This is a genomic window from Streptomyces sp. NRRL F-5630, assembly GCF_000719475.1.
In the GTDB taxonomy this organism is placed as follows: domain Bacteria; phylum Actinomycetota; class Actinomycetes; order Streptomycetales; family Streptomycetaceae; genus Streptomyces.
This window is the reverse complement of sequence record NZ_JOGO01000077.1, coordinates 1-22,857: the sequence shown is the minus strand read 5'-3', so window position 1 is coordinate 22,857 and position 22,857 is coordinate 1. Positions and strand designations below refer to the sequence as shown.

Genomic DNA, 22,857 nt, shown 5'->3' with positions numbered 1-22,857 from the left:
GAAACCCCGCACATGACCAAGCGTCACGGTTATGGCGTGCTCGCCGCCGTCACAGCCCTCGTGGTGCTGTGCTCGACCGCGATCTTCCTGCTCGTGACCGGCTCCGGGCGGAGCAAGGACGAGGACACGGTCACGGCGGCCCCGCCCGCCGCGCGCGGCTCGGCCGCCCCGGCCTCGTCGGGGAACTGGGTCGGTACGTGGTCGGCGCCGCCGAGCGGGGCCGAACCCGGCACCCTGATGGAGGGCTTCGCGGGCCGCTCGGTGCGCAACGTCGTGCACACCTCCGTCGCCGGCGAGGCGACGCGCGTCACCCTCTCCAACCTGTACGGGCAGCAGCCCCTCTCGATCACGAGCGCGACCGTCGCCCTCGCCGCCGCGCCGGGAAACCCCACGGCCGCGGCGGGCACACTGCGCCGCCTCACCTTCGGCGGCACCACCACCGTCGTCATCCCAGCGGGCGGCCAGCGGGTGAGCGACGCGGTGCGGATGAGCGTCCCCGGCGACGCGGACCTCCTCGTCACGACGTACTCGCCGCTCGCGAGCGGCCCCGTCACCTTCCACGCGCAGGCCCGCCAGACCAGCTACCTCGCCGAGGGCGACCGCACGAGGGACCCGGACGGCGCCGCGTACACCGCGCAGTCCTCCTACTGGCGGTACGTCACCGCCGTGGACGTCCTCAGCCACCGCCTCGCCGGGACCCTCGTCACGCTCGGCGACTCGCTCACCGACGGGCTCCGCTCCACCTCCGGCGCCAACCACCGCTGGCCCGACCGCCTCGCCCGCCGCCTCGCGAACGAGCAGGGCGCCCCGCGCTACAGCGTCGTCAACGCGGGGATCAGCGGCAACCGCGTCCTGCTCGCCGGTGCGGGCCGCCCCGCCGACAACCCGGCCGCGCTCGACCGCTTCGACCGCGACGTCCTCGGCCGCTCCGGTGTGAAGGCCGTCTTCGTCGACCTCGGCATCAACGACATCCTCCGGGCCCCGCAGCAGTACGACGCCGGGCGGATCGTCGCCGGGCTGCGCGAGCTGACCGCGCGGGCGCACGCCAAGGGCCTGCACGTCATCGGCGCGACGCTCATGCCCTTCGAGGGGCACCGGGGCTTCACGCTCCGCGGCGAGCAGACCCGGCAGGCGGTCAACGCACAGATCCGCTCGGGGCGCGTCTTCGACGCGTACGCCGACTTCGACCGGACGCTGCGGGACCAGGCCCGCCCCAGCCGTCTGGCCCCCGCCCACGACTCCGGCGACCACCTCCACCTCAACGACGCCGGATACCAGCGGATGGCCGAGACGGTGAACCTGGCGGACCTGAGGGGCGCGGCGCCGGCGCAGCTCTGAGGGACGCCGCGTCCACCCCGTCCCGCGCTCGACGGCCGGGGCCGGGGCGGAGCCGCCGGGAAGTCCCGCCCCGCTGAGCGGAACGTCCCCGCTCTCAGTCCTCCGCGTCCAGTTCCCTCCGCTTCCGCTCCTCCTTGAGCCTGCGCTTCTCGCCCTTGCGCTGCTTGCGCTGCACGTTCACCCCGCCCATCAGCGCGAAGCCCGTCACCGTGACCTGCGGCGAGCCGGGCGGGCCGTCGAAGAGCTGGTCGCCGCCGAAACCGCCCATGATCCCGACGCCCGAGACCCGTACGCGCAGCTCGGGCGGGACCACGACCGAGATCCCGCCCCAGATCGTGAGGCAGCGCAGAACCGTCTCGCGGTCCTCGAAATCGGCCTCGCGGAGGTCGATCTCGCCGCCGCCCCACATCGCGAACGCGGTGAAGACCTTCCCGACCGCCCAGCGGCCCCGGCGCGCGAAGCCGCCGAAGAGAGCGAACGCCCCGCGCGAGGTCGCCTCCGCGCCGACCCGCCCCACGCGGCCCCCCGCCGCCGCGGGAGCCGGTGCCACGCTCGTGCCGCTCTCCGGCAGGTCGCGCGTGAGCGGCACCAGTTCGCCGTACGTCCGGGCCGCGTAGGCCGCCCCGAGCCGTACGTCGAACTCCTCCATGTCGAGGCGCCCCTCGGCGACCGCCTCGCGCAAGCGCTCGGCCACCCGCTCCCGGTCGGCGTCCGAAGCGCGCAACTCCCCCTCGGCGAGCGGGGCGTCCGCTCGCGCTGTGGTCATGTCCTTTGTCCTGGGCGGTGGTTCGGCCCGCTCGTCAGTCATGCGCCCACCCTACGAGGTGACGGCGTCGCTCCTCCCGCGCGCGTACATCCGCGCGATGACGGCCTCGATGTCGGGCTCCCGCACCGAGAGGTCGACGAGCGGGTAGTCGGCCGCGATCCGCGCCACCAGCGGCGCGGCCGAGGCCCCGGCGGGGAAGGCGAGCCACTGGCGGGGCCCCTCAACGCGTACGGTACGAGCGCCGGGCACCGAGACCGCGGGCAGCTCGCGCTCCAGGTCGAGGACGAGCATCCGCTCGCTCTCGCCCAGCGCGTGCAGCCCCGCCAGGTCCCCGTCGTGCACGAGCCGCCCGTGGTCGATGACCATCACCCGCGAGCACACCTGCTCGATGTCGGTGAGGTCGTGCGTCGTGAGGAGCACGGTCGTGCCCTGCTCCGCGTTCAGCTCGCGCAGGAACTCGCGCACCCGCGCCTTCGAGAAGACGTCGAGCCCGATCGTCGGCTCGTCGAGGTACAGCACCTCGGGCGAGTGCAGCAGCGCCGCGCCGATGTCGCCGCGCATCCGCTGCCCCAGCGACAGCTGCCGGACCGGCACGTCCAGCAGGTCCGCCAGCTCCAGTTGCTCCACGCAGCGGTCGAGCGTCTCGCGGTACCGCCCGAGCGGCACGTCGTACAGGTGCCGCATGAGGCGGTACGAGTCGATGAGCGGCAGGTCCCACCACAGCGTCGTGCGCTGCCCGAAGACGACCCCGATCCGCCGCGTCAGCGAGAGCCGCTGCCGCGAGGGGTCGAAGCCCGCGACCCGCAGCCGGCCGCCCGAGGGCGTGAGGATGCCGGTGAGCATCTTGATCGTCGTCGACTTGCCCGCGCCGTTCGGCCCGATGTACCCGACCATCTCGCCGCGCCGCACCCGGAACGAGATGCCGTCCACGGCCCGCACCGCCCGCTTCTCGTACCGCAGGAACGCGGTCTTCCGCCGGACCGTGAACTCCTTCTGCAGGTCTTCGAGGACGATGACGTCGTCCCCGTGCTCGCTCTCCACCAGCTCTTTCCTTCCTCTCGCGCCGGACTCGGCGCGGCACGGTGTGTCGGTCTCGGTGCGGCACGGTTGGGGTCGGTTTCGGTGCGGCACGGTTGTGTCCGTCCCGGCAGGGCGCGGCGTGCCGGGCCCCGGCGCCGCGCCCCTCAGCTCCCTGTCGAGCGGTAGCCCCGCAGCCCCGCGCGCCAGGCGAGACCCGCCAGGGCGAGCGCCGCGACGGCGACGAGCGGCGGCAGCAGGGCGCACCAGGCCGGCAGGCCGAGCGGCGCGGGCCGCCCCAGGAGGTACGCGCCCGGGACCCAGTTCACGAAGGAGAGCGGCAGCACGAAGGTCACCGCGCGCACCACTTCCCTGGCGAAGACCGTCGGCGGGTACTGGAGCATCGTCTGCCCGCCGTAGGTGAACGCGTTCTCGACCTCGGCCGCGTCGGTCGCCACGAACTGGAAGGCCGCCCCCGCCACGTACACGGCCCCGAAGATCGCCGCGCCGCTCACCACCGCGTACGGGATCAGCAGGACCCGCCCCGGGTCCCAGTCGATCTCCGCCGCGCTCAGCCCGTACACCAGCACCGCGAGGCCCTGGAAGGTGCGCCCGAGCCGGTTGAGCGAGAAGCGGTCGGCGGCGACCTGCGCGAACACGGGGGCGGGGCGCACGAGCAGCGCGTCGAGCGTGCCGTCGCGCACGCGCTGGCCGAGCCGCTGCGTCGAGCCGAGGAAGAGGTTGCACAGCCCGAAGGAGACCGAGGAGAGCCCGTACAGGACGGCGAAGTCGGCGAGGCCGTAGCCGCCGAGGGCGTCGACGTGCGAGAACATCAGCAGGACCACGACGAAGTCGAGGCCCGTGATCGCCGCCTGCGCGAAGACGTTCAGCGCGAAGGAGAGGGGATACGCGAGCAGCGAGCGCATCCACATGAGGCTCACGAGCCGGTAGGCACGCAGCCCGGTGCGCAGCGCGCTCCGCTCCCGAACCGCCGCGGGTTGGACGGATTCAGCCACCCTGGACCACCACCCTGCGTGTCGCGGCGGACTGGACGAGGCGGCCGAGGGCGAGCAGCAGCACGGCCCAGCCCGCCTGGAAGCCGTACACGCCGAGAAGCCCGCCGCCCTCGTACGTACCGAGCAGGACGTCGGCGGGGACCTGCACGAGCGAGGCCCACGGCAGCGCGCGGGCCACCTCGCCGAGCAGGCCGGGGAAGACGTTGAGCGGCAGCGAGACCCCGGACAGGAAGGTCGCCACGAAGACGTGGAGCCCGGTGATCCCGTCGCCGTGGAGCAGCCAGAAGGCGGAGAGCGCCACGAGGTAGCGCAGCGCGAAGCTCACCACGACCCCGAGCGCGACCGCGACGAGGAAGGAGAGCCAGCGCAGCGGATCGGCCGGGACCGCGAGGTCGAAGAGCAGCGCGCCCGCCGTGAAGGGCGCGACGCCTCGCCCGAGCAGGTGGAACACCGCCCGCCCGAGGTCTCCGGCGAGCCACCACGACTGGAGATCGACCGGCCGGTAGAGGTCGACGGAGATGGCGCCGCTGCGGATGCGCTCGATCAGCTCGACCTCGAATCCGTTCCCCATGACCATGGAGGTCATGAGGATCGCCTGCCCGATCCAGACGTAGGTGAGTGCCTGTGAAAGCGTGTAGTCGCCGAGGTGGGGACGCTCCTGCCACAACGCCTGATACGTATAGGCGAGAATGACGCCGAACACCGTGTTGGTGAACACCCCCGCGAGAGTCGCCCAGCGGTACGTCGCATAGCGGCGGAAACCACCGGCGGCGACTGCCGCGTAGAGCCGGACGGTGCGCACGACACCTCTCTTTCGGTGCGGATTTTCCGCGCGAATGGTGTGGATTCGGCCCCTCGGGCCAAAGTCACGAGCCTAGAGGGGAGCCGTACGCGCGCGCCACGCGTTTTACACGGGGGAGGATCACGAGCCGCCGAGGCGGGCACTGTGTTCCGACCGCCCCGCGCCTCGGTGCGTACGTGGGCACCGGGTGCACGAAGCGAAGCAGGAGTTCCGCACAACATGACCGACGAGCCGCAGCAGCACGGCGACGGCGACCACACCGGGGACGGCACGACATCCCGGCCGGAAGAGGCCGGGACACCCCGGCGCGACGAAGGGAACGAGCGGAAGGAGTCACGCGAGGGACAGGCGCGGGCGCGGAAGACGGCGGGGGACGCGCCGGGAGGGACGGCGGGCACGGAGCGGGACGCGAAGCCGGAAACGAAGCCGGGCGCCAAGCCGGAGGCGAAGCCGCGGGCGGGGGCCTCCCGCGCCGCGAAGCCCGTACCGGGAGCGAGGTCTGACGCCCCGACGGCGCGGAGCGCCGGGGCCGCCGCGCCCGGGACCGCGAAGGCCGACGGCGGAATGGCCGACGCCTCGGCGAGCGAGAAGCCCGCGGGTGCCGCGACGACCGCAGGTGCCCCGAAGGCCGCAGGTGCCCCGAAGGCCGCACGTGACGCGAAGGCCGCCGGAAGCGCGAAGACCGCCGACGCCGCCAAGCCCGACGAGGCGGCGCCGGGCACCGCGCCCGCACCAGGAGGCGTCAAGGCGGACGCCAAGCCGACTGCGGACACCAAGCCCACCCCGGCGGCCAAGCCCGCCGCCGGTGACAAGCCCGCCGCCGGTGACAAGCCCGCCCCCGCCGCGCCCTCCCCCGCCGACCCCCCGAAAGAGTTCCCCGCCGAACGGACGACTCAGCTGCGCGTCCCCGGCGGCGAGGACGCCGCCCGTCCCGGCAAGACCGGGAAGGGCACCCCCTCGAAGGCCGGTAAGGGCACTCCGGCGAAGGCGGGGCCCGCGGCCGGCACCCCCGCGAGCCCTCCCGGCACGCCTCCGCCCCCCGGCGACACCGGCGCCGCCGCCATGGCCGCCGACGACGGCGACGGGCCCGGGCAGCCCAAGAAGAAGGGCCGCAAGTCCCGCAAGCGCAAGGGCTGGCGCCGCCTCTTCCCGACCTGGCGCATGACGCTCGGCGGCCTCGTCCTGCTGATCCTGCTCCTCGGCGGCGCCTTCGCCATCGGCTACGCGACCACCGACATCCCCGAGGGCAACCAGGACGCCCAGCTCCAGAGCAACGTCTACTACTACGCGGACGGCACCCTCCTCGCACGCGACGGCACCGTCAACCGCGTCAACGTGAAGCTCTCCGAGATCCCCAAGTCCGTCCAGCGCACCGTGCTCGCCGCCGAGGACCGCGACTTCTACACGGAGTCCGCCGTCGACCCGCAGGCCATGCTCCGCGCCGCGTGGAACACCGCGACCGGCAAGGGCAAGCAGTCCGGCTCGACCATCACGCAGCAGTACGTGAAGAACTACTACCTGGACCAGGACCAGACGGTCACCCGGAAGGCCAAGGAGTTCTTCATCTCGCTCAAGCTCGACCGCGAGAAGAGCAAGGACGAGATCCTGGAGGGCTACCTCAACACGAGCTACTTCGGCCGCAACGCCTACGGCATCCAGGCCGCCGCGCGCGCCTACTACGACAAGGACGTCGACCAGCTCACCGTCCCCGAGGGCGCCTACCTCGCCTCGCTCCTCAACGCGCCCTCCGCGTACGACGTCGTCGTCTACCCCGAGAACAAGCGCGCCGCCGAGGCCCGTTGGTCCTACGTGCTCGACGGCATGGTCAAGCAGCACTGGATGACCCCGGCCGCCCGCGCGAAGGCGGAGTTCCCGACGCCCAAGGAGCCCACGAGCACCAACTCCTCGCTCTCCGGCCAGCGCGGCTACCTCGTCGAGGCCGTCAAGAACTACCTCTCCGAGAACGGCATCGACAAGAACCACCTCACCAACCAGGGCTACCGCATCACCACGACCTTCAAGAAGAAGAACCAGGACGCCCTGGTCAAGGCGGTGGACGACCAGCTCATCGACAAGCTCGACAAGAAGAACCGCCGCGCCGACCGCAACGTCCGCGCGGGCGCCGCCTCGATCGACCCGAAGACCGGCCAGGTCGTCGCGATGTACGGCGGCATCGACTGGGTGAAGCAGTACACGAACAACGCGACCCGCGCCGACTTCCAGGTCGGCTCGACGTTCAAGCCCTTCGTCTTCACCTCCGCGCTGGAGAACCACTCCACGACGCAGGACGGCGAGACGATCACGCCCGCCACGGTGTACGACGGCACCAGCAAACGCCCCGTGAAGGGCAGCTCCATCCCCTTCAGCCCCGAGAACGAGGACGAGCGCGACTACGGCCGCATCCCCGTCAGCGTCGCCACCGACAAGTCCGTCAACTCGGTGTACGCGCAGATGGCCGTCGACGTCGGCCCCGCGAAGGTCAAGAAGACCGCCGAAGCCCTCGGCCTCGCCAAGGGCACCCCGTCCCTGGCCCCGTACCCCTCGATCGCACTCGGCACCGCCACCCCGAGCGTGCTGCGCATGACCGAGGCGTACGCGACGCTCGCCAACCACGGCAGGCACAACTCCGCCCAGCTCGTCCTCAAGATCACCGACCGCGACGGCAAGCGCGTGGACCTGCCCGAGCGCCACACCACCCAGGCGGTCAAGCGCACGGCCGCCGACACCACGACGTCGATCCTCCAGAGCGTCGTCGAGAAGGGCACCGCCATGGCGGCCAAGGGCGCCGGCCGCCCGGCGGCGGGCAAGACGGGCACCGCCGAAGAGGACACCGCCGCGCTCTTCGCCGGGTACACGCCCGACCTCGCGACGGTCGTCTCGGTCATGGGCCAGGACCCCAAGACCGCCAAGCACGTCCCGCTCTACGGAGCGCTCGGCGTCGCCCGCATGAACGGCGGCGGCCCGCCCACCGAGATCTGGTCGCAGTACGTCAAGCAGGCGCTCAAGGGCCAGAAGTCGCACGACTTCGACCTCAAGCTCGCCAAGGGCGCCAAGCGCAAGCCGCCCGTCTCGCAGGCCCCGGGCAGCAGCGACAGCCCGAGTACGGGGACGAGCCCGAGCGACCCGACGGCGTCCTCCCCCGCCGACGACGGCCAGAACGGCGCGGGCGGGCAGAACGGCACCGGCGGCACCGGCGGCACGGGCGGCACTTCCCCCGGCGAGCCCGTGACGCCCCCCGGCGGCGGTGAGCCGACCGGCGGCGCCACGGACCCGGGCGGCGACAACGGCGGCACCGGGCCCGGCGGCACCGGCCCGGGCGGCGACAACGGCGGCACCGACCCCGGCGGCACCGACCCGGGCGGCGACAACGGCGACCCGGGCGGCGGCGGGGAACAGCCCGGCGGCGGCACCCCGGGCGGCTTCCTGGGCGGCGGCTGACGGCACGGAACGGGCGCCGTCCGGATGGACGGCGCCCGCTCCCCGCACCTCAGTGCCCCGAGGTGACCTTCAGGCCCACCACGGCCACCACGAGCAGCGACACGAAGAAGATCCGCGCCGCCGTCGCCGGCTCACCGAGCACCACCATGCCGAGCACCGCCGCACCCGCGGCACCGATCCCGACCCACACCCCGTAGGCCGTACCGATCGGCAGCGTCTTCGCCGCATGGGCGAGCAGCAGCATCGAAGCCACGATCCCCGCGCCCGTGAACAGACTCGGCACGAGCCGGGTGAAACCGTGCGTGTACTTCATGCCGACCGACCAGGCCACTTCCAGCAGACCCGCGATGATCACAGCGATCCACGCCATGACGGGACACCTCCGAACGAAAGAGCGCGAACAGGGGTGCGTCGTCTTTCGTGACCCGGTACGGCGCGTCTCGTCGGGGTACTCCCGAGGCTAGCAACACCGAGGGCCCCGGGGCGGTGACTCCTGTCACCACCCCGGGGCCCTCGCGACGGACCTCAGAGATACAGCCCCGTCGCGTCCTCCGCGCCCTCGAAACGGTCCGCGGCCACCGCGTGCAGGTCCCGCTCCCGCATCAGGACGTACGCGACCCCGCGCACCTCCACCTCCGCGCGGTCCTCCGGGTCGTAGAGCACCCGGTCCCCCGCCTCCACCGTCCGCACGCTCTGCCCGACCGCGACCACGCGCGCCCACGCGAGCCGGCGCCCCACCGCCGCCGTCGCCGGAATGACGATCCCGCCGCCCGAGCGACGCTCCCCCTCCGGGGTGTCGCTCCGCACCAGGACGCGGTCGTGCAGCATCCGGATGGGCAGCTTGTCGTCGTGGGCCTGCGCGTCCTGGGACTGGCTCGTGCCGTGGTTCTCGCTCACGCCAGGAAATCTAACCCGGGGCCCCGCACGGTCTGTACGGAACCCCGGTACCCGGGGCACCGAACGGCGTCCGGCTCCCCGGGGCGGGTCACTTCTTCCCGCTTTTGCGCCCGGAGACCACCACGAGCCCGACCACGCCCACGGCGAGCACCGCGACCGGCACGATCCGCCCCAGGCGCGGGCTGCCCTCCTCGTCGACGAACTTCGCCCGCACTCCGCTCAGCGTGCGGTTCACCTCCACGTACGCCCGTCCGAGGGTCTGATCGACCTTCGCCGTCGCCTTCGCCTTCGCATCGCCCACGATCGTCTTCGGGTGCACACGCACCCCGATCTCGTCGAGGGTCTCGGCCAGCAGCACACGCCGGCGCTTGATGTCCGCCTCGATCTCCGCAGGGGTCCTGGCATCCGCTTCCGACACCGCGTTGCCTCCGTCGTCGTGTCCCGGGGCCCTTGATCGGGGACACCCGTCGCTCCTGTGCACTCTCCGCGCCCCGCTCGGGGCCCGTCGCACGACAGTCTGTCAGTTGTACCGCCCGCGCACCCCTCGGCACCCCCTGTAGGGACCGTACGAGCGCGTCCGGGCCGGCCCGTGCGCTGGCTTAGGCTCGGCGGCGTACCCCGAAAACCACCCCGGAAACAGGAGCCACCCCATGAGCGAGCGCCTTCAGCCCGGCGACCCCGCGCCCGACTTCACCCTTCCGGACGCCGACGGCGAGGAGATCTCGCTCTCCGCCCATCGCGGACGGAAAGTGATCGTGTACTTCTACCCCGCCGCGCTCACCCCCGGCTGCACCAAGCAGGCGTGCGACTTCACCGACAACCTGGACCTCCTCGCCCGCGAGGGCTACGACGTCATCGGCGTCTCTCCCGACAAGCCCGAGAAGCTCGCCAAGTTCCGCGAGAAGGAGGACCTGCGCGTCACGCTCGTCTCCGACCCGTCGAAGGCGGTCATGGAGGAGTACGGCGCCTTCGGCGAGAAGAAGCTCTACGGCAAGACCGTCACCGGCGTCATCCGCTCCACGATCGTCGTGGACGAGGAGGGCAAGGTCGAGCGGGCCCTCTACAACGTCAAGGCCACCGGGCACGTCGCGAAGATCATCCGTGATCTGGGTCTCAGCGAAACCGCCTGAAAACGGGCACATCATTCACTCTCCGTAGCCAGATCGGTGCCCCCTGAACGAGTTTGTTTGAGCGCGGCGGAAGCGCGCAGGTGTTCAGCTTGGCAACAGGACCGGAGAAAGGAACACCCTGATGGCGGCGACCGACAACGACGAGCCGGTGATGGACCCCGCCGCGGTCAGACGCCACCGGGTGCTCTTCCGCGCGATCGACAAACGGCGCAACCCCAGGCTGCGCCGCAGCGACATCACCGTGACCGACGAGGCGGCGGTCAAGCGGGCCACCAAGGCGGCCATGCTCGGCAACGCCATGGAGTGGTACGACTTCGGGATCTACAGCTATCTCGCGGCGACGCTGGGCAAGGTGTTCTTCCCCTCCGGGAACGACACCGCCCAGCTCCTCTCGTCCTTCGCGACCTTCGCCGTCGCCTTCCTCGTCCGCCCCATCGGCGGTGCCGTCTTCGGCCCCCTCGGCGACAAGATCGGCCGCAAGTCGATCCTCGCCATCACGATGATCATGATGTCGGTCGGCACCCTTGCGATCGGCCTCATCCCCTCGCACGACACGATCGGCATCTGGGCCCCGATCCTGCTGATCTTCTTCCGCCTCGTTCAGGGCTTCTCGACCGGCGGCGAGTACGGGGGCGCCTCGACGTTCATCGCCGAGTACGCGCCCGACAAGCGGCGCGGCTTCTTCGGCAGCTTCCTCGAATTCGGCACCCTCGCGGGCTACGTCGGCGCCTCCGGCCTCGTCGTCCTGCTGACGACCTTCTTCAACGACGAGCAGATGCTCCACTGGGGCTGGCGCATCCCCTTCCTCGTCGCCGCCCCGCTCGGCTTCATCGGCCTGTGGCTGCGGGTCAAACTCGACGAGACCCCGGCCTTCCAGAAACTGGAGGGCGGCCAGGTACGGGCGAGCGAGGCCGCCGACGCGGTCGAGACCTCGGCCGCAGGCGACCTCGGCAAGATCTTCACGAAGTACTGGCGCCCGCTGCTGCTGTGCCTCGCGCTCGTCGCGGCGTACAACATCACCGACTACATGCTGCTCTCCTACATGCCGACGTACCTCTCCGACGAACTCGGCTACGGGACCAACAAGGGGCTGCTGATCCTGCTCCTCGTGATGGTCGTGCAGATGTGCCTGCTCCAGCAGGTGGGCCGCCTCTCGGACCGCCTCGGCCGGAAGCCGCTCCTGATGGCCGGGATGATCGGCTTCCTGGTCCTCTCCGTCCCCTCCTTCCTCCTCATCCGCCAGGGCAGCGTCGTCCTGATCGCCCTGGGCCTGCTCCTCCTGGGCCTCTCCCTGGTCTGCCTCCTCGGCACGATGTCGGCGGCACTCCCGGCGATCTTCCCGACGCAGGTCCGCTACGGCTCCCTCTCGGTCTCCTACAACCTGGCCACCTCGATCTTCGGCGGCACGACCCCCCTCGTGATCACCGCCCTGATCAGCGCCTTCGACACGAACCTGATGCCCGCGTACTACGCGACGGCGGCGGCCGTGGTGGGCGTGATCGCGGTCCTCTGCCTGAAGGAGACGGCCAACCTGCCCCTGGCGGGCTCGCCACCGTCGGTCGAGACGGAGGAAGAGGCGGCCGAGATCGTCCACGCCCAGACCCCGGAACCCAAGTTCTGACGACCCGACGATCCGATCCGCACCAAGCGGAACGCCCCGTACCGGTGAAGGTACGGGGCGTTCCGCCGTTCGGGGTGACCCGGCCCGAACAGGCGTCGTTGAACCGGTCGGACGCTCGATCGAACGGGGTGCGGGATGGCGGTCAGGTACACGGACGAGGAGCTGCGGCGGGCCTTCACGGGGGCGGGGACGCTGGGGGAGGTGATGGAACGGCTGGGGGTTGACCTGGAGAACCGGGAGCGGCGCAGGTACTTGCGGCAGCGCATGAAGGTGATGGGTCTCGACCTGAACCGGCTGGAGGACGAACGCGGGCGGTGGACACGAGCGGAACTCGCGGAGGCGGTCGCGGCCTCGCGCACCATGAACGAGGTGCTGCTCCGCCTGGGCGTCGACCAGGTCGGCGGCTGGCACAGCCACCTCAGCCGCCGGGTCGCGAAGCTCGGTATCGATACGTCGCACTTCGTGCGGGTCAGGGGCAGCGTGCCGCGCCAGGGCGGCCGCAGGCGAACGGCGGCAGAACTCCTCGTCTTCGAGGCGGACAGGACGCGCCGCGTCCCCGGGCAGCGGCTCAAACAGGCGCTCCTGGCCACTGGCCGGGCGGAGGTGTGCGCCGACTGCGGAACCGGCCCCGAATGGATGGGCGAGCCGTTGCGCCTGGAGGTCGACCACATCAACGGCGACTGGCGGGACAACCGGATCGGGAATCTGCGGCTGCTCTGCCCGAACTGCCACTCGATGACGGACACCTTCCGCCGTAGGCAGCGCGCCCGATGAGCATCCCGAAGTACCCCCGGTCCCTCCTTGCCGACGCGGCTCCGGCCAGCGGCAGTCTGCTGGACCTGCTGGACCGGATCGGGGCACCGGCGTCCAAGACGGTGATGCGGTACGTGGAGCGGCGGCTGCGCCACTACGGGATCGACACCAGCCACTTCCGCCCGAGCGGTCTTCCGGCGAGAGAACCCGTGGCGTACACCCGCGAAGCCCTGGCCGAAGCCGTCAAGGGGGCGAGAAGCCTGCGGGAAGTCGGCACCCGGCTGGGACTCCCGGAGGGCGACATCCCCTACAGCCTCGTCCGCAAGCGCCTCGAACAGTTCGGCATCGACATCTCGCACCTCCCGCGCAAGAACGCGTCCACGGCGGATCTCTCGCCGGACAGCGTGCGCACGGCGGTTTCCGGGGCCCGGTCCGCGGCCGAAGCGCTCCGTCTGCTCGGCCTGGAGCCTCACGCGGGTACGCGCCGACGCCTGCGGGAGGCATGTGAGCGGAACGGCATCTCCACGGCCCACTTCCTGGGCCAGGCAAGCCGGAGAGGCGTGCCCCGCCGGCGCACCCCCGCATCGGCCGTGCTCGTCGTCAAACCGCCGACGGCAGGACGTACCTCGGGCGAGATGCTCCGCCGCGCCCTGAGCGAGATCGGCCGTCCGCACGTCTGTGAGAAGTGCGGGCTGGGGAAGCGGTACCGGGGTCGCCCGCTGGTGTGCGAGATCGACCACGTCAACGGCGACTGGCGGGACAACCGGGCGGAGAACCTGCGGTACCTGTGTCCCAACTGCCACAGCCAGACCGCCACTTTTGCCGGTAGGGCCAGGAGGTGATACAAGTCTGACGCTGGACCCGTACCCCAGCTGGCTAGAGGGACTGGGTTTAGGTCCCAGGTGTCATGGGTTCGAATCCCATCGGGTTCACATACGTAAGGGGCGCCTCAACGAGGCGCCCCTTCGTCGTACCGCCGACTGGCGTCAGCCCACCAGTTCCCGCACCACCGGCGCCAGTGCCCTGAACGCCTTGCCCCGGTGGCTGATCGCGTTCTTCTCGGCCGGGGTCAGTTCGGCGCAGGTGCGGTCGAGGCCCTCCGGCTGGAGGATCGGGTCGTAGCCGAAGCCGTTCGTGCCCGCCGGTTCGAGGCGGAGGGTGCCGCGGAGGTGGCCCTCGACCACGCGTTCCGTGCCGTCCGGGAGGGCCAGGGCCGCCGCGCAGGCGAAGCCGGCGGCGCGGTGTTCGGGGGCGATGTCGGAGAGCTGGGCCAGGAGGAGGCGGAGGTTGGCCTCGTCGTCGCCGTGGCGGCCGGACCAGCGGGCGGAGAAGATGCTGGGGGCGCCGTTCAGGACGTCGACGCACAGGCCCGAGTCGTCCGCCACCGCCGGGAGGCCCGTCGCCCGGGCCAGGGCGTGCGCCTTCAGGAGGGCGTTCTCGGCGAAGGTGACGCCCGTCTCCTTGACGTCGGGGATCTCCGGGTACGCGTCGGCTCCCACGAGTTCGTGCCCGAGCCCCGCCTCGTTGAGGATGGCGTGGAGTTCGGTGACTTTGCCGGCGTTGCGGGTGGCGAGGATGAGACGGGTCATGGACGCCAGTATTCCGCAGCGGTGACCGCGCGGGTCACGGGGTGCAGACCTTCGTCAGCTCGCCCGCCGCGTCGGTGAGCGGGTCGAGGTCGGGTGTCTCGTCGCCGCTCGCGACATCGGCCCGGACCGTGTCGACGGCCTCGCCGAGTCCGTCGAGCGCCTGCTTCAGGTCCGCGTCTTCCGCCTTCTTGCGGAGGGCGCCGAGGTCCTTGTCGATGGCGGCGAGTTCGGTGTCGGGGTCGAGGGGGTCGTCGCCGAGGCTGTCGGCGGACTGCTGGAGGTTGGTGACGTGGTCCGCGATGGTGTCGGCGGTGTGGACGCAGTCGAGCGCCTTCCGCGCCGCGTCGCAGGCGGTGAGGCCCAGCAGCGGGAGGGCGGCCAGCAGGAGGGCGGCGGCGGTGCGGCGGGCTCGGCGGTGCGCGGGCATGAGCGGGCGGTCCCTTTCGTCCACGGCGGTCGAGACCCGGAGGAGTGGGCTCCCCCGGGGTCTCCGTCATGCGGGATGACGCCGTGGACGGGTGTTCGGTTGCCCGTGGCCCGTCCTTCGCTTGGTGTTCTCTTTACCTGGGCGGTCGGCTCAGGCTTCGAGCGCCTCGCGCTGGAGGGCCGCCAGGTCCGCGCAGCCCGCGCTCGCGAGATCGAGGAGCGCGTCGAGTTCGGCGCGGTCGAAGGGCGCGGCCTCGGCGGTGCCCTGGACCTCGACGAAGCGGCCGTCGCCGGTGCGGACGACGTTCATGTCGGTCTCGGCGCGCACGTCCTCCTCGTACCGCAGGTCGAGGTAGGGGACGGAGTCGATGATGCCGACGGAGACGGCCGAGACGGTGTCGCGCAGCGGGACGCGTCCGGCCTTGACGAGCTTCTTTCCCTGCGCCCAGCGGACGGCGTCGGCGAGGGCGACGTACGCGCCGGTGATGGCGGCGGTGCGGGTGCCGCCGTCGGCCTGGAGGACGTCGCAGTCGAGGACGACGGTGTTCTCGCCGAGGGCGCGGGTGTCGACGACGGCGCGCAGGCTGCGGCCGATGAGGCGGGAGATCTCGTGGGTGCGGCCGCCGATCTTGCCGCGGACGGACTCGCGGTCGCCGCGGGTGTTGGTGGCGCGCGGGAGCATCGCGTACTCGGCGGTGACCCAGCCCTCGCCGCTGCCCTTGCGCCAGCGGGGCACGCCTTCGGTGAAGGAGGCGGTGCACAGGACGCGGGTGTCGCCGAAGGAGACGAGGACGGAGCCTTCGGCGTGCTTGCTCCAGCCGCGTTCGATGGAGACGGGGCGGAGCTGGTCGGGGGTGCGGCCGTCGATGCGTGACATGCGGCTGAGCCTAGTTGGTCGCGGGGGACGCCTGTTCCGCGTCCCCCACGTCACCGGGAGGGCTGGTCACATCATGTCTTCGATGTCCGCCGCGATGGGGTCGGCGTCGGTGCCGATGACGACCTGGATGGCGGTGCCCATCTTGACGACGCCGTGGGCGCCGGCGGCCTTGAGCGCGGCTTCGTCGACCTTGGAGGCGTCGTAGACCTCGGTGCGCAGCCGGGTGATGCAGCCCTCGATGTCGCTGATGTTGTCGAGGCCGCCGAGTCCGGCGACGATCTTCTCCGCCTTGCTGGCCATGCGCCACGCTCCTTGTGCCCGGTGCTCCGTGTTGGGGGTTTTGTCACGTTAACTCACCATTGGCCCAACTTCATGGGCGGCGGGAGCCGGGGTGCCGAATCATGACGCTCAGCAGGGGCGCGGCCCGGGCGGCACGGGAGGTTGTGGATGAGCGTGGCGACGAGTGCGGCGACGGCGGGGCCGGGGCCCTGGGGGAGATTCTTCCAGGGCTTGCAGAAGATGGGGCGTTCGCTCCAGTTGCCGATCGCGGTGCTGCCCGCGGCGGGGATTCTCAACCGGCTGGGTCAGCCGGACGTCTTCGGCCAGGACGGGCTGGGGTGGACGAACGTCGCGAAGGTGATCGACGCGGCGGGCGGGGCGCTGCTCGACTCCACGCTGGGGCTGCCCTTGCTGTTCTGTGTGGGTGTCGCGATCGGGATGGCGAAGAAGTCGGACGGTTCGACGGCGCTGGCGGCGGTGACGGGGTTCCTGGTCTTCTACGCGGTGCTCCAGGCGTTCCCGGTGGCCTGCCCGAGGGGGCAGGTGGCGGTGGACGGCGGCTGCGTCGACTACTCCGGGAGGGCGTTCACGGCGGCGACGTACCAGAACCCGGGGGTCTTCGGCGGGATCGTGATCGGGCTGATCTCGGCGTACGTGTGGCGGCGGTTCTACCGGACGAAGCTCGTGGACTGGCTGGGGTTCTTCAACGGGCGGCGGCTCGTGCCGATCCTGATGGCGTTCATCGGGCTGCTGCTCGGAGGGCTCGCGGCGTGGGCGTGGCAGCCGATCGGGGACGGGCTGACGAGCTTCGGGCAGTGGCTGTCGGACGCGGGGGCGTGGGGGTCGGGGGTGTTCGGGGTGGCGAACCGGGCGCTGCTCGTGGTGGGGCTGCACCAGTTCCTGAACACGTTCGTGTGGTTCCAGTTCGGGGAGTACAAGGCGCCGGACGGGGACGTCGTGCACGGGGACATCAACCGCTTCCTGGCGGGCGACCCGAGCGCGGGGCAGTTCCTGACCGGGTTCTTCCCGATCATGATGTTCGCGCTGCCGGCCGCCGCGCTGGCGATCACGCACTGCGCGAAGCCGCACCGGCGCAAGGAGGTGGGCGGGCTGATGCTGTCGGTCGCGCTGACCTCGTTCGTCACCGGTATCACCGAGCCCATCGAGTACTCGTTCCTGTTCGTGGCGCCGTTGTTGTACGCGGTGCACGCGGTGCTGACGGGTGTCTCGATGGCGGTGTCGTGGGCGCTGGGCGCGAAGGACGGTTTCAGCTTCTCGGCGGGGTTGATCGACTACGTCATCAACTGGTCGCTCGCGACGAAACCATGGCTGTTGTTGATCATCGGGGCGTGTGCGGCGGTCGTGTACTACGCCGTGTTCCGCTTCGCGATCACGCGGTTCGACCTGAAGACGCCGGGGCGGGAGCCGGAGGAGGAGCTGGAGGACGAGACGCGGGCGTGAGGCGGGGGCGGTACGGGCCGGGGGCGGTACGGGCCGGGGCGGCGAGTGCGGGCGGGCGGGGGCGACGGGCGCGGGCGGCCGGTGCGGGCGCGGGCGGCCGGTGCGGGCGCGGGCGGCCGGTGCGGGCGCGGCTGCTGGGAGCTGCCCCGTACCCGCGCCCGTCCCGGCGGTGGGCTCGTACCGCTCAGATCTCGTACACCGCGCCCGTGTGGGCCAGTTCGAGCGGGCCTTGGTAGACCTCGCGCGCGGCCGTCAGGTTGAGCTGGGGGTCGGTCCACGGGGGGATGTGGGTGAGGACGAGGCGGCGGGCGCTCGCGCGCTGAGCGCTCTCGCCGGCCTCGCGGCCGTTGAGGTGGAGGTCGGGGATCTCCTCCTTGCCGTCCGTGAAGGCGGCTTCGCACAGGAACAGGTCGCTGTCGGCGGCGAGTTGGTCGAGCGCGGCGGACGGCCCCGTGTCCCCGGAGTACGTGAGGGAGCGGCCCTCGTGCTCGACGCGGAACCCGTACGCCTCCACGGGGTGGCGGACCTGCTCGGCGTGGACGGTGAAGGGGCCGATGCGGAAACTGCCGGGTTTGAGGGTGTGGAAGTCGAAGACCTCGGCCATCGCGGAGCGCGTGGGGGTGTCGCCGTGCGCGGCGGTGAGGCGTTCCTCGGTGCCGTCGGGGCCGTACACCGGCAGCGGCGTAGTGGTGAGGGGGTCGGCGTTGTAGTAGCGCACGACGAAGTACGCGCACATGTCGATGCAGTGATCGGCGTGCAGGTGGCTGAGGACGACGGCGTCGAGTTCGTTCAGGCCGATGTGGCGCTGCAGCTCGCCGAGGGCGCCGTTGCCCATGTCGAGGAGCAGCCGGAAGCCGTCGGCCTCTACGAGGTAGCTGGAACAGGGCGAGTCCACGGACGGGATCGATCCCGAGCAGCCGACGACGGTGAGCTTCATGAAGCGGGAACCTCCGCGCGGACGGGGTGAGCGGGGTGCGGGTGCGATCCGTCGAGCGTACGGGGAGTGCCGGTGGGCGGCTTCACGCCTGCGGCGGGTTGTGGGAGAAGTCACCGGCAAGTCCACCCGTGAGGGGTGCGGGTGATCCCCTGAGGCTGACCCGGTTCCCGGGCGGGGTCCGGGTAGGGGGCTGGGGCGCGGGTACCGTCGCGGTATGGGTGTGTCGTGGTGGTGGCTGCTGGCCGGTGTGGTGGTGCTCGGGCTGCTCGTGTCGCTCGTCGACGCGTGGGGGCGCGGTGGCCGGGGGCCGCGCGGGCGGCGGCGTCCGCCTCGGGGGCCCGGCGGGGCGCGGGTGCGGGAGCCGCGGCCGGGCGAGATCTGGTGGGCGCTCGTGCCCTTCGAGGACGGGCCCGGAGCGAAGGACCGGCCCTGCCTGGTGCTGTCGGTGGGGCCGCGCGCGGCGCGGGTCATGAAGATAACGAGCCGTCAGCATCCGGAGCGGGACGGGGTGGTGGCGCTGCCGCCCGGTGCGGTGGACGACCGCGAGGGGCGGCGCAGCTACCTGGAGACGCGGGAGCGGCGGAAGGTGCCGCTGCGCGATTTCCGGCGCCGGGCGGGTGCGGTGGACGCGGGGGTGTGGGAGCGGGTGCGGAAGGGCTGAAGGGGGCGGCCGCCCGCTCCTCCCCTCCGCACCCACCCTCCTGCGTGGCCCCGCTGCGGCGAGCGCCCTCGGCGGGGGGACCGCTCGGCCCCGGAGCCGGGCTCAGGCCCAGAGCTGGCCCTGGAGCGTCGCGATCGCCTCTTCCGTCGTCGGGGCCGTGTAGACGCCGGTCGAGAGGTACTTCCAGCCGCCGTCCGCCACGACGAAGGCGATGTCGGCCTCTTCGCCCGCGTTGACGGCCTTCTTGCCCACGCCGATGGCCGCGTGGAGGACGGCGCCGGTGGAGATGCCCGCGAAGATGCCTTCCTCCTGGAGGAGTTGGCGGGTGCGGGTGACGGCGTCGGCGGAGCCGACGGAGAAGCGGGTGGTGAGGACGCTCTCGTCGTACAGCTCGGGGACGAAGCCCTGGTCGAGGTTGCGGAGGCCGTAGACGATGTCGTCGTAGCGGGGTTCGGCGGCGACGATCCTGACGTCCGGCTTCCGCTCGCGCAGGTAGCGGCCGACGCCCATGAGGGTGCCGGTGGTGCCGAGCCCGGCGACGAAGTGGGTGACCGAGGGCAGGTCGGCGAGCAGTTCGGGGCCCGTCGTGGCGTAGTGGGCGCCCGCGTTGTCCGGGTTCCCGTACTGGTAGAGCATGACCCAGTCGGGGTGCTCCGCGGCGAGGTCCTTGGCGACCCGTACGGCTGTGTTGGAGCCGCCCGCGGCGGGACTGGAGATGATCTCGGCGCCCCACATGGCGAGGAGGTCGCGCCGCTCCTGGCTGGTGTTCTCGGGCATGACGCAGACCATGCGGTAGCCCTTGAGCTTGGCGGCCATGGCGAGCGAGATGCCGGTGTTGCCGCTCGTGGGCTCCAGGATCGTGCAGCCCGGCGTGAGCCGCCCGTCCTTCTCGGCCCGCTCGACCATGTGGAGCGCGGGCCGGTCCTTGACGGACCCCGTGGGGTTGCGGTCCTCCAGCTTGGCCCACAGTCGCACGCCCTCCCCCGGCGAGAGCCGGGGGAGCTGGACGAGCGGGGTGCTGCCGACAGCGGCGAGAGCGTTCTCGTACCGCATCAGCGGGCGCCGCCGGCGACGGCGGGCAGGATCGTGACGCTGTCGCCGTCGCTGAGCTTGGTGCTGATGCCGTCGAGGAAGCGGACGTCCTCGTCGTTGAGGTAGACGTTGACGAAGCGTCGGAGCTTGCCGCCGTCGACGATGCGCTCCTGGATGCCGGCGTAGCGGCTGTCGAGGTCGGCGAAGAGCTCGGCGAGCGTGTCCCCGCTGCCCTCGACGGCCTTGGCGCCGTCGGTGTAGGTGCGGAGGATGGTCGGGATGCGGACCTCGATGGCCATGGCGGTCTCCTTTTCGGGAGGTCGTGGGCGCGCGGGGGCGCCTCGTTGCGGTGGTACGGGGTGGGGCGCCGTGGTGCGTGCGCGCGCCGGGACCGGCACCGCGCGCGGGAGATCAGCGCTCAGCGCGGACAGAGGGCGCCGGCGACGCGACAGAGATCGACGTGGCGACGCGCCGTGAGCAGCGGGGTGCCCGGCTCCTGGGTACGCACGTCGAGGTCAACCATGGGGGCATCGTAACGATTCCCGGCCCGGTTCCCCGAGGGGTGTCCCGAGGCGCGGACGCCCGGCGTTCACATGCTGGCGCGTGGCGCCTGCGGCCCGTGCGGCCGAGGGGCGTCGCGTACGCCGGACGCCCCTGTACCGTGCCGCGTCTCAGTACCCCGCGACGACCTTCACGTCCTCCTCGGTGACCACGCCGTCCACGATGCGGTACGAGCGGAACTGGAAGGGGCCCGCCCCGTCGGTGTCGGCGGTGGAGACGAGGACGTAGTGGGCGCCCGGCTCGTTCGCGTAGGAGATGTCCGTGCGCGAGGGGTACGCCTCGGTCGCGGTGTGCGAGTGGTAGACGATCACGGGCTCCTCGTCGCGGTCGTCGAGATCGCGGTAGAGGCGGAGCAGATCGCCGGAGTCGAATTCGTAGAAGGTGGGCGAGCGGGCCGCGTTGAGCATGGGGACGAAGCGCTCGGGGCGGTCGCTGCCCGCGGGTCCCGCGACGATGCCGCACGCCTCGTCGGGGTGGTCGGCGCGCGCGTGGGCGACGATCCGGTCGTACAGCTCCTGGGTCAGGGTCAGCATGGGGGCCAGCCTAGACGGACCGTACGCGCGTACGGGTGGGCCCTTCCCGGATGCTGGACGGGCCCGCTCGCCACCTGGGACGTGCCGGTGCTCAGACCTCGGCGGGGGCCGTCTCCTCCGGGTCCGGGGGCCGGACGTACGGGGCGCGGGCGAGGTGGACGCGGTAGGCGCCGATGAGGAGCGCGCCCCAGAGGGGGGCCGCGTAGAGGGCGATGCGGGCGTCCTTGTCGAAGCCCATGAGGACGAGGACGAGGAGGAGGAAGGCGAGCGCGAACAGGCTCGTGAAGGGGGCGCCGGGGGCGGGGAAGGAGGAGGCGGGGAGTTCGCCGCGCTGGACCTTGCGGCGGTAGCGGAGCTGGCAGAGCAGGATCATGATCCAGGCCCACACGGCGCAGACGGTGGCGAGGGACATGACGTACTGGAACGCCTTGCCGGGCCACTGGTAGTTGACCCACACGCCGAGGAGCATGAGGGCCGCGGAGAAGGCGGTGCCGAGGAGCGGGGTCCCGGTGCGGGTGAGGCGGGCGAAGAGGGTGGGGCCCTGGCGGTTGAGGGAGAGGTCGCGGAGCATGCGGCCCGTCGAGTACATGCCGGAGTTGCAGGAGGAGAGCGCGGCGGTGAGGACGACGAAGTTGACGACGGCCGCGCCGATGCCGAGTCCCATCCGCTCGAAGGCGGCGACGAACGGCGAGACGTTCGGCTGGAAGTTCCTCCAGGGGACGACGGAGAGGATCATGATCAGCGCGCCGATGTAGAAGACGGCGATGCGCCAGGGGACGGTGTTGATCGCCTTCGGGAGGTTCTTCTCCGGGTTCTCGGACTCGCCCGCCGTGACGCCGACGAGTTCGACGGCGAAGAAGGCGAACATGACGATCTGGAGCGTCATGAGGGTGCCGCCCGGCCCGTGCGGGAAGAGGCCGCCGTCGTCCCACAGGTGGGCGACGCTCGCGCTCCGCCCCGCGTCGGAGAAGCCGAGGGTCAGGATGCCGAGGCAGATGAGGATCATGCCGACGATCGCGGTGACCTTGACCATCGAGAACCAGAACTCCAGCTCGCCGAAGAGCTTCACGGAGATCAGGTTCACGCCGAAGAGGAGGACGGTGAAGGCGAGCGAGGAGGCCCACTGCGGGATGGCCCACCAGAAGGTCATGTACTTGGCGGCGGCGGTGACCTCGGTGATGCCGGTGATGACCCAGCCGAGCCAGTAGGTCCAGCCCGTGACGAAGCCGAAGAAGGGGCCGAGGAACTCCCGCGCGTACTCGGCGAAGGCGCCGGAGACGGGGCGGTAGAGGAGGAGTTCGCCGAGCGCCCGCATGATGAGGTAGATGACGAGCCCGGCCGCCGCGTAGGCGAGGATCAGGCTCGGGCCCGCCTTGGAGATGGCGGTCCCCGCGCCGAGGAAGAGCCCGGTGCCGATCGCGCCGCCGATGGCGATCATCTGGATCTGCCGCGCGCCGAGCGCCCGGCGGTACCCCTCGGCGCTCTCCGTCTTCCCCGCCGCCTCCACCGGCTCCGCCGGCTCTTCGCCGGGTGTGCCGACCTGTGTGGACGTCATGTGTCGCGCCTCTCTCCCGGTGAGGAGATCAGATAACCACTTTATGCGGATAAAGGGTGACAGGGCGTGAGGAGTGGCACTCGTACGCGTGAAGGGGGCGGCGCAGGAGGTGAGCCGGGCGGGTGAGGGAGGGAGTCCCGGCGGGGTGCGGGCGGGACGGCCGGGCGG

The 22,857-nt window shown here is 71.7% G+C and carries 25 protein-coding genes, 1 tRNA gene and 1 riboswitch; of the genes, 9 read left to right on the top strand and 17 right to left on the bottom strand.

Annotated elements, in window-relative coordinates:
- Positions 1 to 12 precede the first annotated feature (12 nt).
- Positions 13 to 1,338, top strand: coding sequence for an SGNH/GDSL hydrolase family protein (locus tag IF99_RS0125790; RefSeq protein WP_030999891.1), 1,326 nt, complete (start codon positions 13 to 15; stop codon positions 1,336 to 1,338).
- A 94-nt stretch (positions 1,339 to 1,432) separates the two neighbouring features.
- Here IF99_RS0125790 and IF99_RS0125785 read toward each other — a convergent pair whose 3' ends face one another.
- The 4 genes from IF99_RS0125785 to IF99_RS0125770 form a co-directional block, all read right to left on the bottom strand.
- A complete protein-coding gene (locus IF99_RS0125785) occupies positions 1,433 to 2,104 on the bottom strand; it encodes a DUF1707 SHOCT-like domain-containing protein (RefSeq protein WP_030999889.1) in 672 nt (223 codons plus the stop codon).
- A 51-nt stretch (positions 2,105 to 2,155) separates the two neighbouring features.
- Entirely contained in the window at positions 2,156 to 3,145 is a 990-nt protein-coding gene (locus tag IF99_RS0125780) for an ABC transporter ATP-binding protein (protein ID WP_030999887.1), read from the bottom strand.
- Positions 3,146 to 3,288: 143 nt separating this feature from the next.
- Complete coding sequence (locus tag IF99_RS0125775; RefSeq protein ID WP_030999885.1) at positions 3,289 to 4,137, bottom strand: ABC transporter permease; 849 nt, start codon at positions 4,135 to 4,137, stop codon at positions 3,289 to 3,291.
- Positions 4,130 to 4,939: an ABC transporter permease gene (locus IF99_RS0125770; protein WP_030999883.1), complete on the bottom strand. Its 810-nt coding sequence runs from the start codon at positions 4,937 to 4,939 to the stop codon at positions 4,130 to 4,132. Before IF99_RS0125770 ends, IF99_RS0125775 begins: the two co-directional genes overlap by 8 nt.
- Positions 4,940 to 5,158: 219 nt before the next feature.
- On the opposite strand from IF99_RS0125770, the gene IF99_RS31165 reads away from it, so the two are divergent.
- Positions 5,159 to 8,377: a transglycosylase domain-containing protein gene (locus IF99_RS31165; RefSeq protein WP_324604393.1), complete on the top strand. Its 3,219-nt coding sequence runs from the start codon at positions 5,159 to 5,161 to the stop codon at positions 8,375 to 8,377.
- Positions 8,378 to 8,426: 49 nt separating this feature from the next.
- Here the strand turns inward: IF99_RS31165 and sugE are convergent, their stop codons facing one another.
- The 3 genes from sugE to IF99_RS0125750 all read right to left on the bottom strand — a co-directional run bounded on the left by sugE (position 8,427) and on the right by IF99_RS0125750 (position 9,692).
- Entirely contained in the window at positions 8,427 to 8,747 is a 321-nt protein-coding gene (gene sugE / locus IF99_RS0125760) for a quaternary ammonium compound efflux SMR transporter SugE (protein ID WP_030999879.1), read from the bottom strand.
- A gap of 35 nt (positions 8,748 to 8,782) precedes the next feature.
- Positions 8,783 to 8,847, bottom strand: a riboswitch (guanidine-III (ykkC-III) riboswitch).
- A gap of 55 nt (positions 8,848 to 8,902) precedes the next feature.
- Positions 8,903 to 9,205 carry a GroES family chaperonin gene (locus IF99_RS0125755; protein WP_051703689.1) on the bottom strand — a complete coding sequence of 101 codons (303 nt, stop codon included), beginning with the start codon at positions 9,203 to 9,205 and terminating at the stop codon, positions 8,903 to 8,905.
- Between the two features lie 157 nt (positions 9,206 to 9,362).
- On the bottom strand, positions 9,363 to 9,692 hold the full coding sequence (locus IF99_RS0125750; RefSeq protein WP_030999875.1) for a DUF3618 domain-containing protein: 330 nt from the start codon (positions 9,690 to 9,692) through the stop codon (positions 9,363 to 9,365).
- Between the two features lie 232 nt (positions 9,693 to 9,924).
- On the opposite strand from IF99_RS0125750, the gene bcp reads away from it, so the two are divergent.
- The 5 genes from bcp to IF99_RS0125725 all read left to right on the top strand — a co-directional run bounded on the left by bcp (position 9,925) and on the right by IF99_RS0125725 (position 13,710).
- Complete coding sequence (bcp, locus tag IF99_RS0125745) at positions 9,925 to 10,404, top strand: thioredoxin-dependent thiol peroxidase (RefSeq protein ID WP_030999873.1); 480 nt, start codon at positions 9,925 to 9,927, stop codon at positions 10,402 to 10,404.
- A gap of 121 nt (positions 10,405 to 10,525) precedes the next feature.
- Positions 10,526 to 12,025, top strand: a complete 1,500-nt coding sequence (gene proP / locus IF99_RS0125740) for a glycine betaine/L-proline transporter ProP (protein ID WP_030999872.1) — start codon at positions 10,526 to 10,528, stop codon at positions 12,023 to 12,025.
- A 135-nt stretch (positions 12,026 to 12,160) separates the two neighbouring features.
- The gene (locus IF99_RS0125735; protein WP_030999870.1) at positions 12,161 to 12,799 is read left to right on the top strand and encodes an HNH endonuclease signature motif containing protein; all 639 of its coding nucleotides are present in this window, start codon (positions 12,161 to 12,163) and stop codon (positions 12,797 to 12,799) included.
- Positions 12,796 to 13,620 (top strand): HNH endonuclease signature motif containing protein, encoded by an 825-nt coding sequence (locus tag IF99_RS0125730; protein WP_030999868.1) that lies wholly within the window; start codon positions 12,796 to 12,798, stop codon positions 13,618 to 13,620. Before IF99_RS0125735 ends, IF99_RS0125730 begins: the two co-directional genes overlap by 4 nt.
- A gap of 15 nt (positions 13,621 to 13,635) precedes the next feature.
- Positions 13,636 to 13,710: transfer RNA gene (locus tag IF99_RS0125725), tRNA-Leu, on the top strand.
- A gap of 54 nt (positions 13,711 to 13,764) precedes the next feature.
- On the opposite strand, the gene rdgB is transcribed toward IF99_RS0125725, so the two are convergent.
- The 4 genes from rdgB to IF99_RS0125705 all read right to left on the bottom strand — a co-directional run bounded on the left by rdgB (position 13,765) and on the right by IF99_RS0125705 (position 15,970).
- Positions 13,765 to 14,367 (bottom strand): RdgB/HAM1 family non-canonical purine NTP pyrophosphatase, encoded by a 603-nt coding sequence (gene rdgB, locus IF99_RS0125720; RefSeq protein WP_030999866.1) that lies wholly within the window; start codon positions 14,365 to 14,367, stop codon positions 13,765 to 13,767.
- Positions 14,368 to 14,401: 34 nt separating this feature from the next.
- Positions 14,402 to 14,794, bottom strand: coding sequence for a hypothetical protein (locus IF99_RS0125715; protein WP_030999864.1), 393 nt, complete (start codon positions 14,792 to 14,794; stop codon positions 14,402 to 14,404).
- 150 nt (positions 14,795 to 14,944) lie between these two features.
- Positions 14,945 to 15,670: a ribonuclease PH gene (gene rph / locus IF99_RS0125710; protein ID WP_030999862.1), complete on the bottom strand. Its 726-nt coding sequence runs from the start codon at positions 15,668 to 15,670 to the stop codon at positions 14,945 to 14,947.
- 66 nt (positions 15,671 to 15,736) lie between these two features.
- Complete coding sequence (locus tag IF99_RS0125705) at positions 15,737 to 15,970, bottom strand: glucose PTS transporter subunit EIIB (protein WP_008745947.1); 234 nt, start codon at positions 15,968 to 15,970, stop codon at positions 15,737 to 15,739.
- 147 nt (positions 15,971 to 16,117) lie between these two features.
- Between IF99_RS0125705 and IF99_RS0125700 the strand changes: the two genes are divergently transcribed.
- A complete protein-coding gene (locus tag IF99_RS0125700) occupies positions 16,118 to 17,410 on the top strand; it encodes a PTS transporter subunit EIIC (RefSeq protein WP_030999859.1) in 1,293 nt (430 codons plus the stop codon).
- A 184-nt stretch (positions 17,411 to 17,594) separates the two neighbouring features.
- On the opposite strand, the gene IF99_RS0125695 is transcribed toward IF99_RS0125700, so the two are convergent.
- Positions 17,595 to 18,347, bottom strand: a complete 753-nt coding sequence (locus IF99_RS0125695; protein ID WP_030999857.1) for an MBL fold metallo-hydrolase — start codon at positions 18,345 to 18,347, stop codon at positions 17,595 to 17,597.
- Positions 18,348 to 18,561: 214 nt separating this feature from the next.
- Here IF99_RS0125695 and IF99_RS0125690 point away from each other — a divergent pair, with 214 nt between their 5' ends.
- The gene (locus IF99_RS0125690) at positions 18,562 to 19,008 is read left to right on the top strand and encodes a type II toxin-antitoxin system PemK/MazF family toxin (protein ID WP_030999855.1); all 447 of its coding nucleotides are present in this window, start codon (positions 18,562 to 18,564) and stop codon (positions 19,006 to 19,008) included.
- A 102-nt stretch (positions 19,009 to 19,110) separates the two neighbouring features.
- Here IF99_RS0125690 and IF99_RS0125685 read toward each other — a convergent pair whose 3' ends face one another.
- The 5 genes from IF99_RS0125685 to IF99_RS0125670 form a co-directional block, all read right to left on the bottom strand.
- Positions 19,111 to 20,061, bottom strand: a complete 951-nt coding sequence (locus IF99_RS0125685; protein ID WP_030999853.1) for a PLP-dependent cysteine synthase family protein — start codon at positions 20,059 to 20,061, stop codon at positions 19,111 to 19,113.
- Positions 20,061 to 20,339, bottom strand: a complete 279-nt coding sequence (locus IF99_RS0125680) for a MoaD/ThiS family protein (protein WP_030999851.1) — start codon at positions 20,337 to 20,339, stop codon at positions 20,061 to 20,063. Before IF99_RS0125680 ends, IF99_RS0125685 begins: the two co-directional genes overlap by 1 nt.
- 119 nt (positions 20,340 to 20,458) lie before the next feature.
- A complete protein-coding gene (locus tag IF99_RS35645; RefSeq protein ID WP_010295339.1) occupies positions 20,459 to 20,563 on the bottom strand; it encodes a putative leader peptide in 105 nt (34 codons plus the stop codon).
- 148 nt (positions 20,564 to 20,711) lie between these two features.
- Positions 20,712 to 21,134, bottom strand: coding sequence for a Mov34/MPN/PAD-1 family protein (locus IF99_RS0125675; RefSeq protein WP_030999849.1), 423 nt, complete (start codon positions 21,132 to 21,134; stop codon positions 20,712 to 20,714).
- A 91-nt stretch (positions 21,135 to 21,225) separates the two neighbouring features.
- Entirely contained in the window at positions 21,226 to 22,689 is a 1,464-nt protein-coding gene (locus IF99_RS0125670) for an amino acid permease (RefSeq protein ID WP_030999847.1), read from the bottom strand.
- Positions 22,690 to 22,857 lie beyond the last annotated feature (168 nt).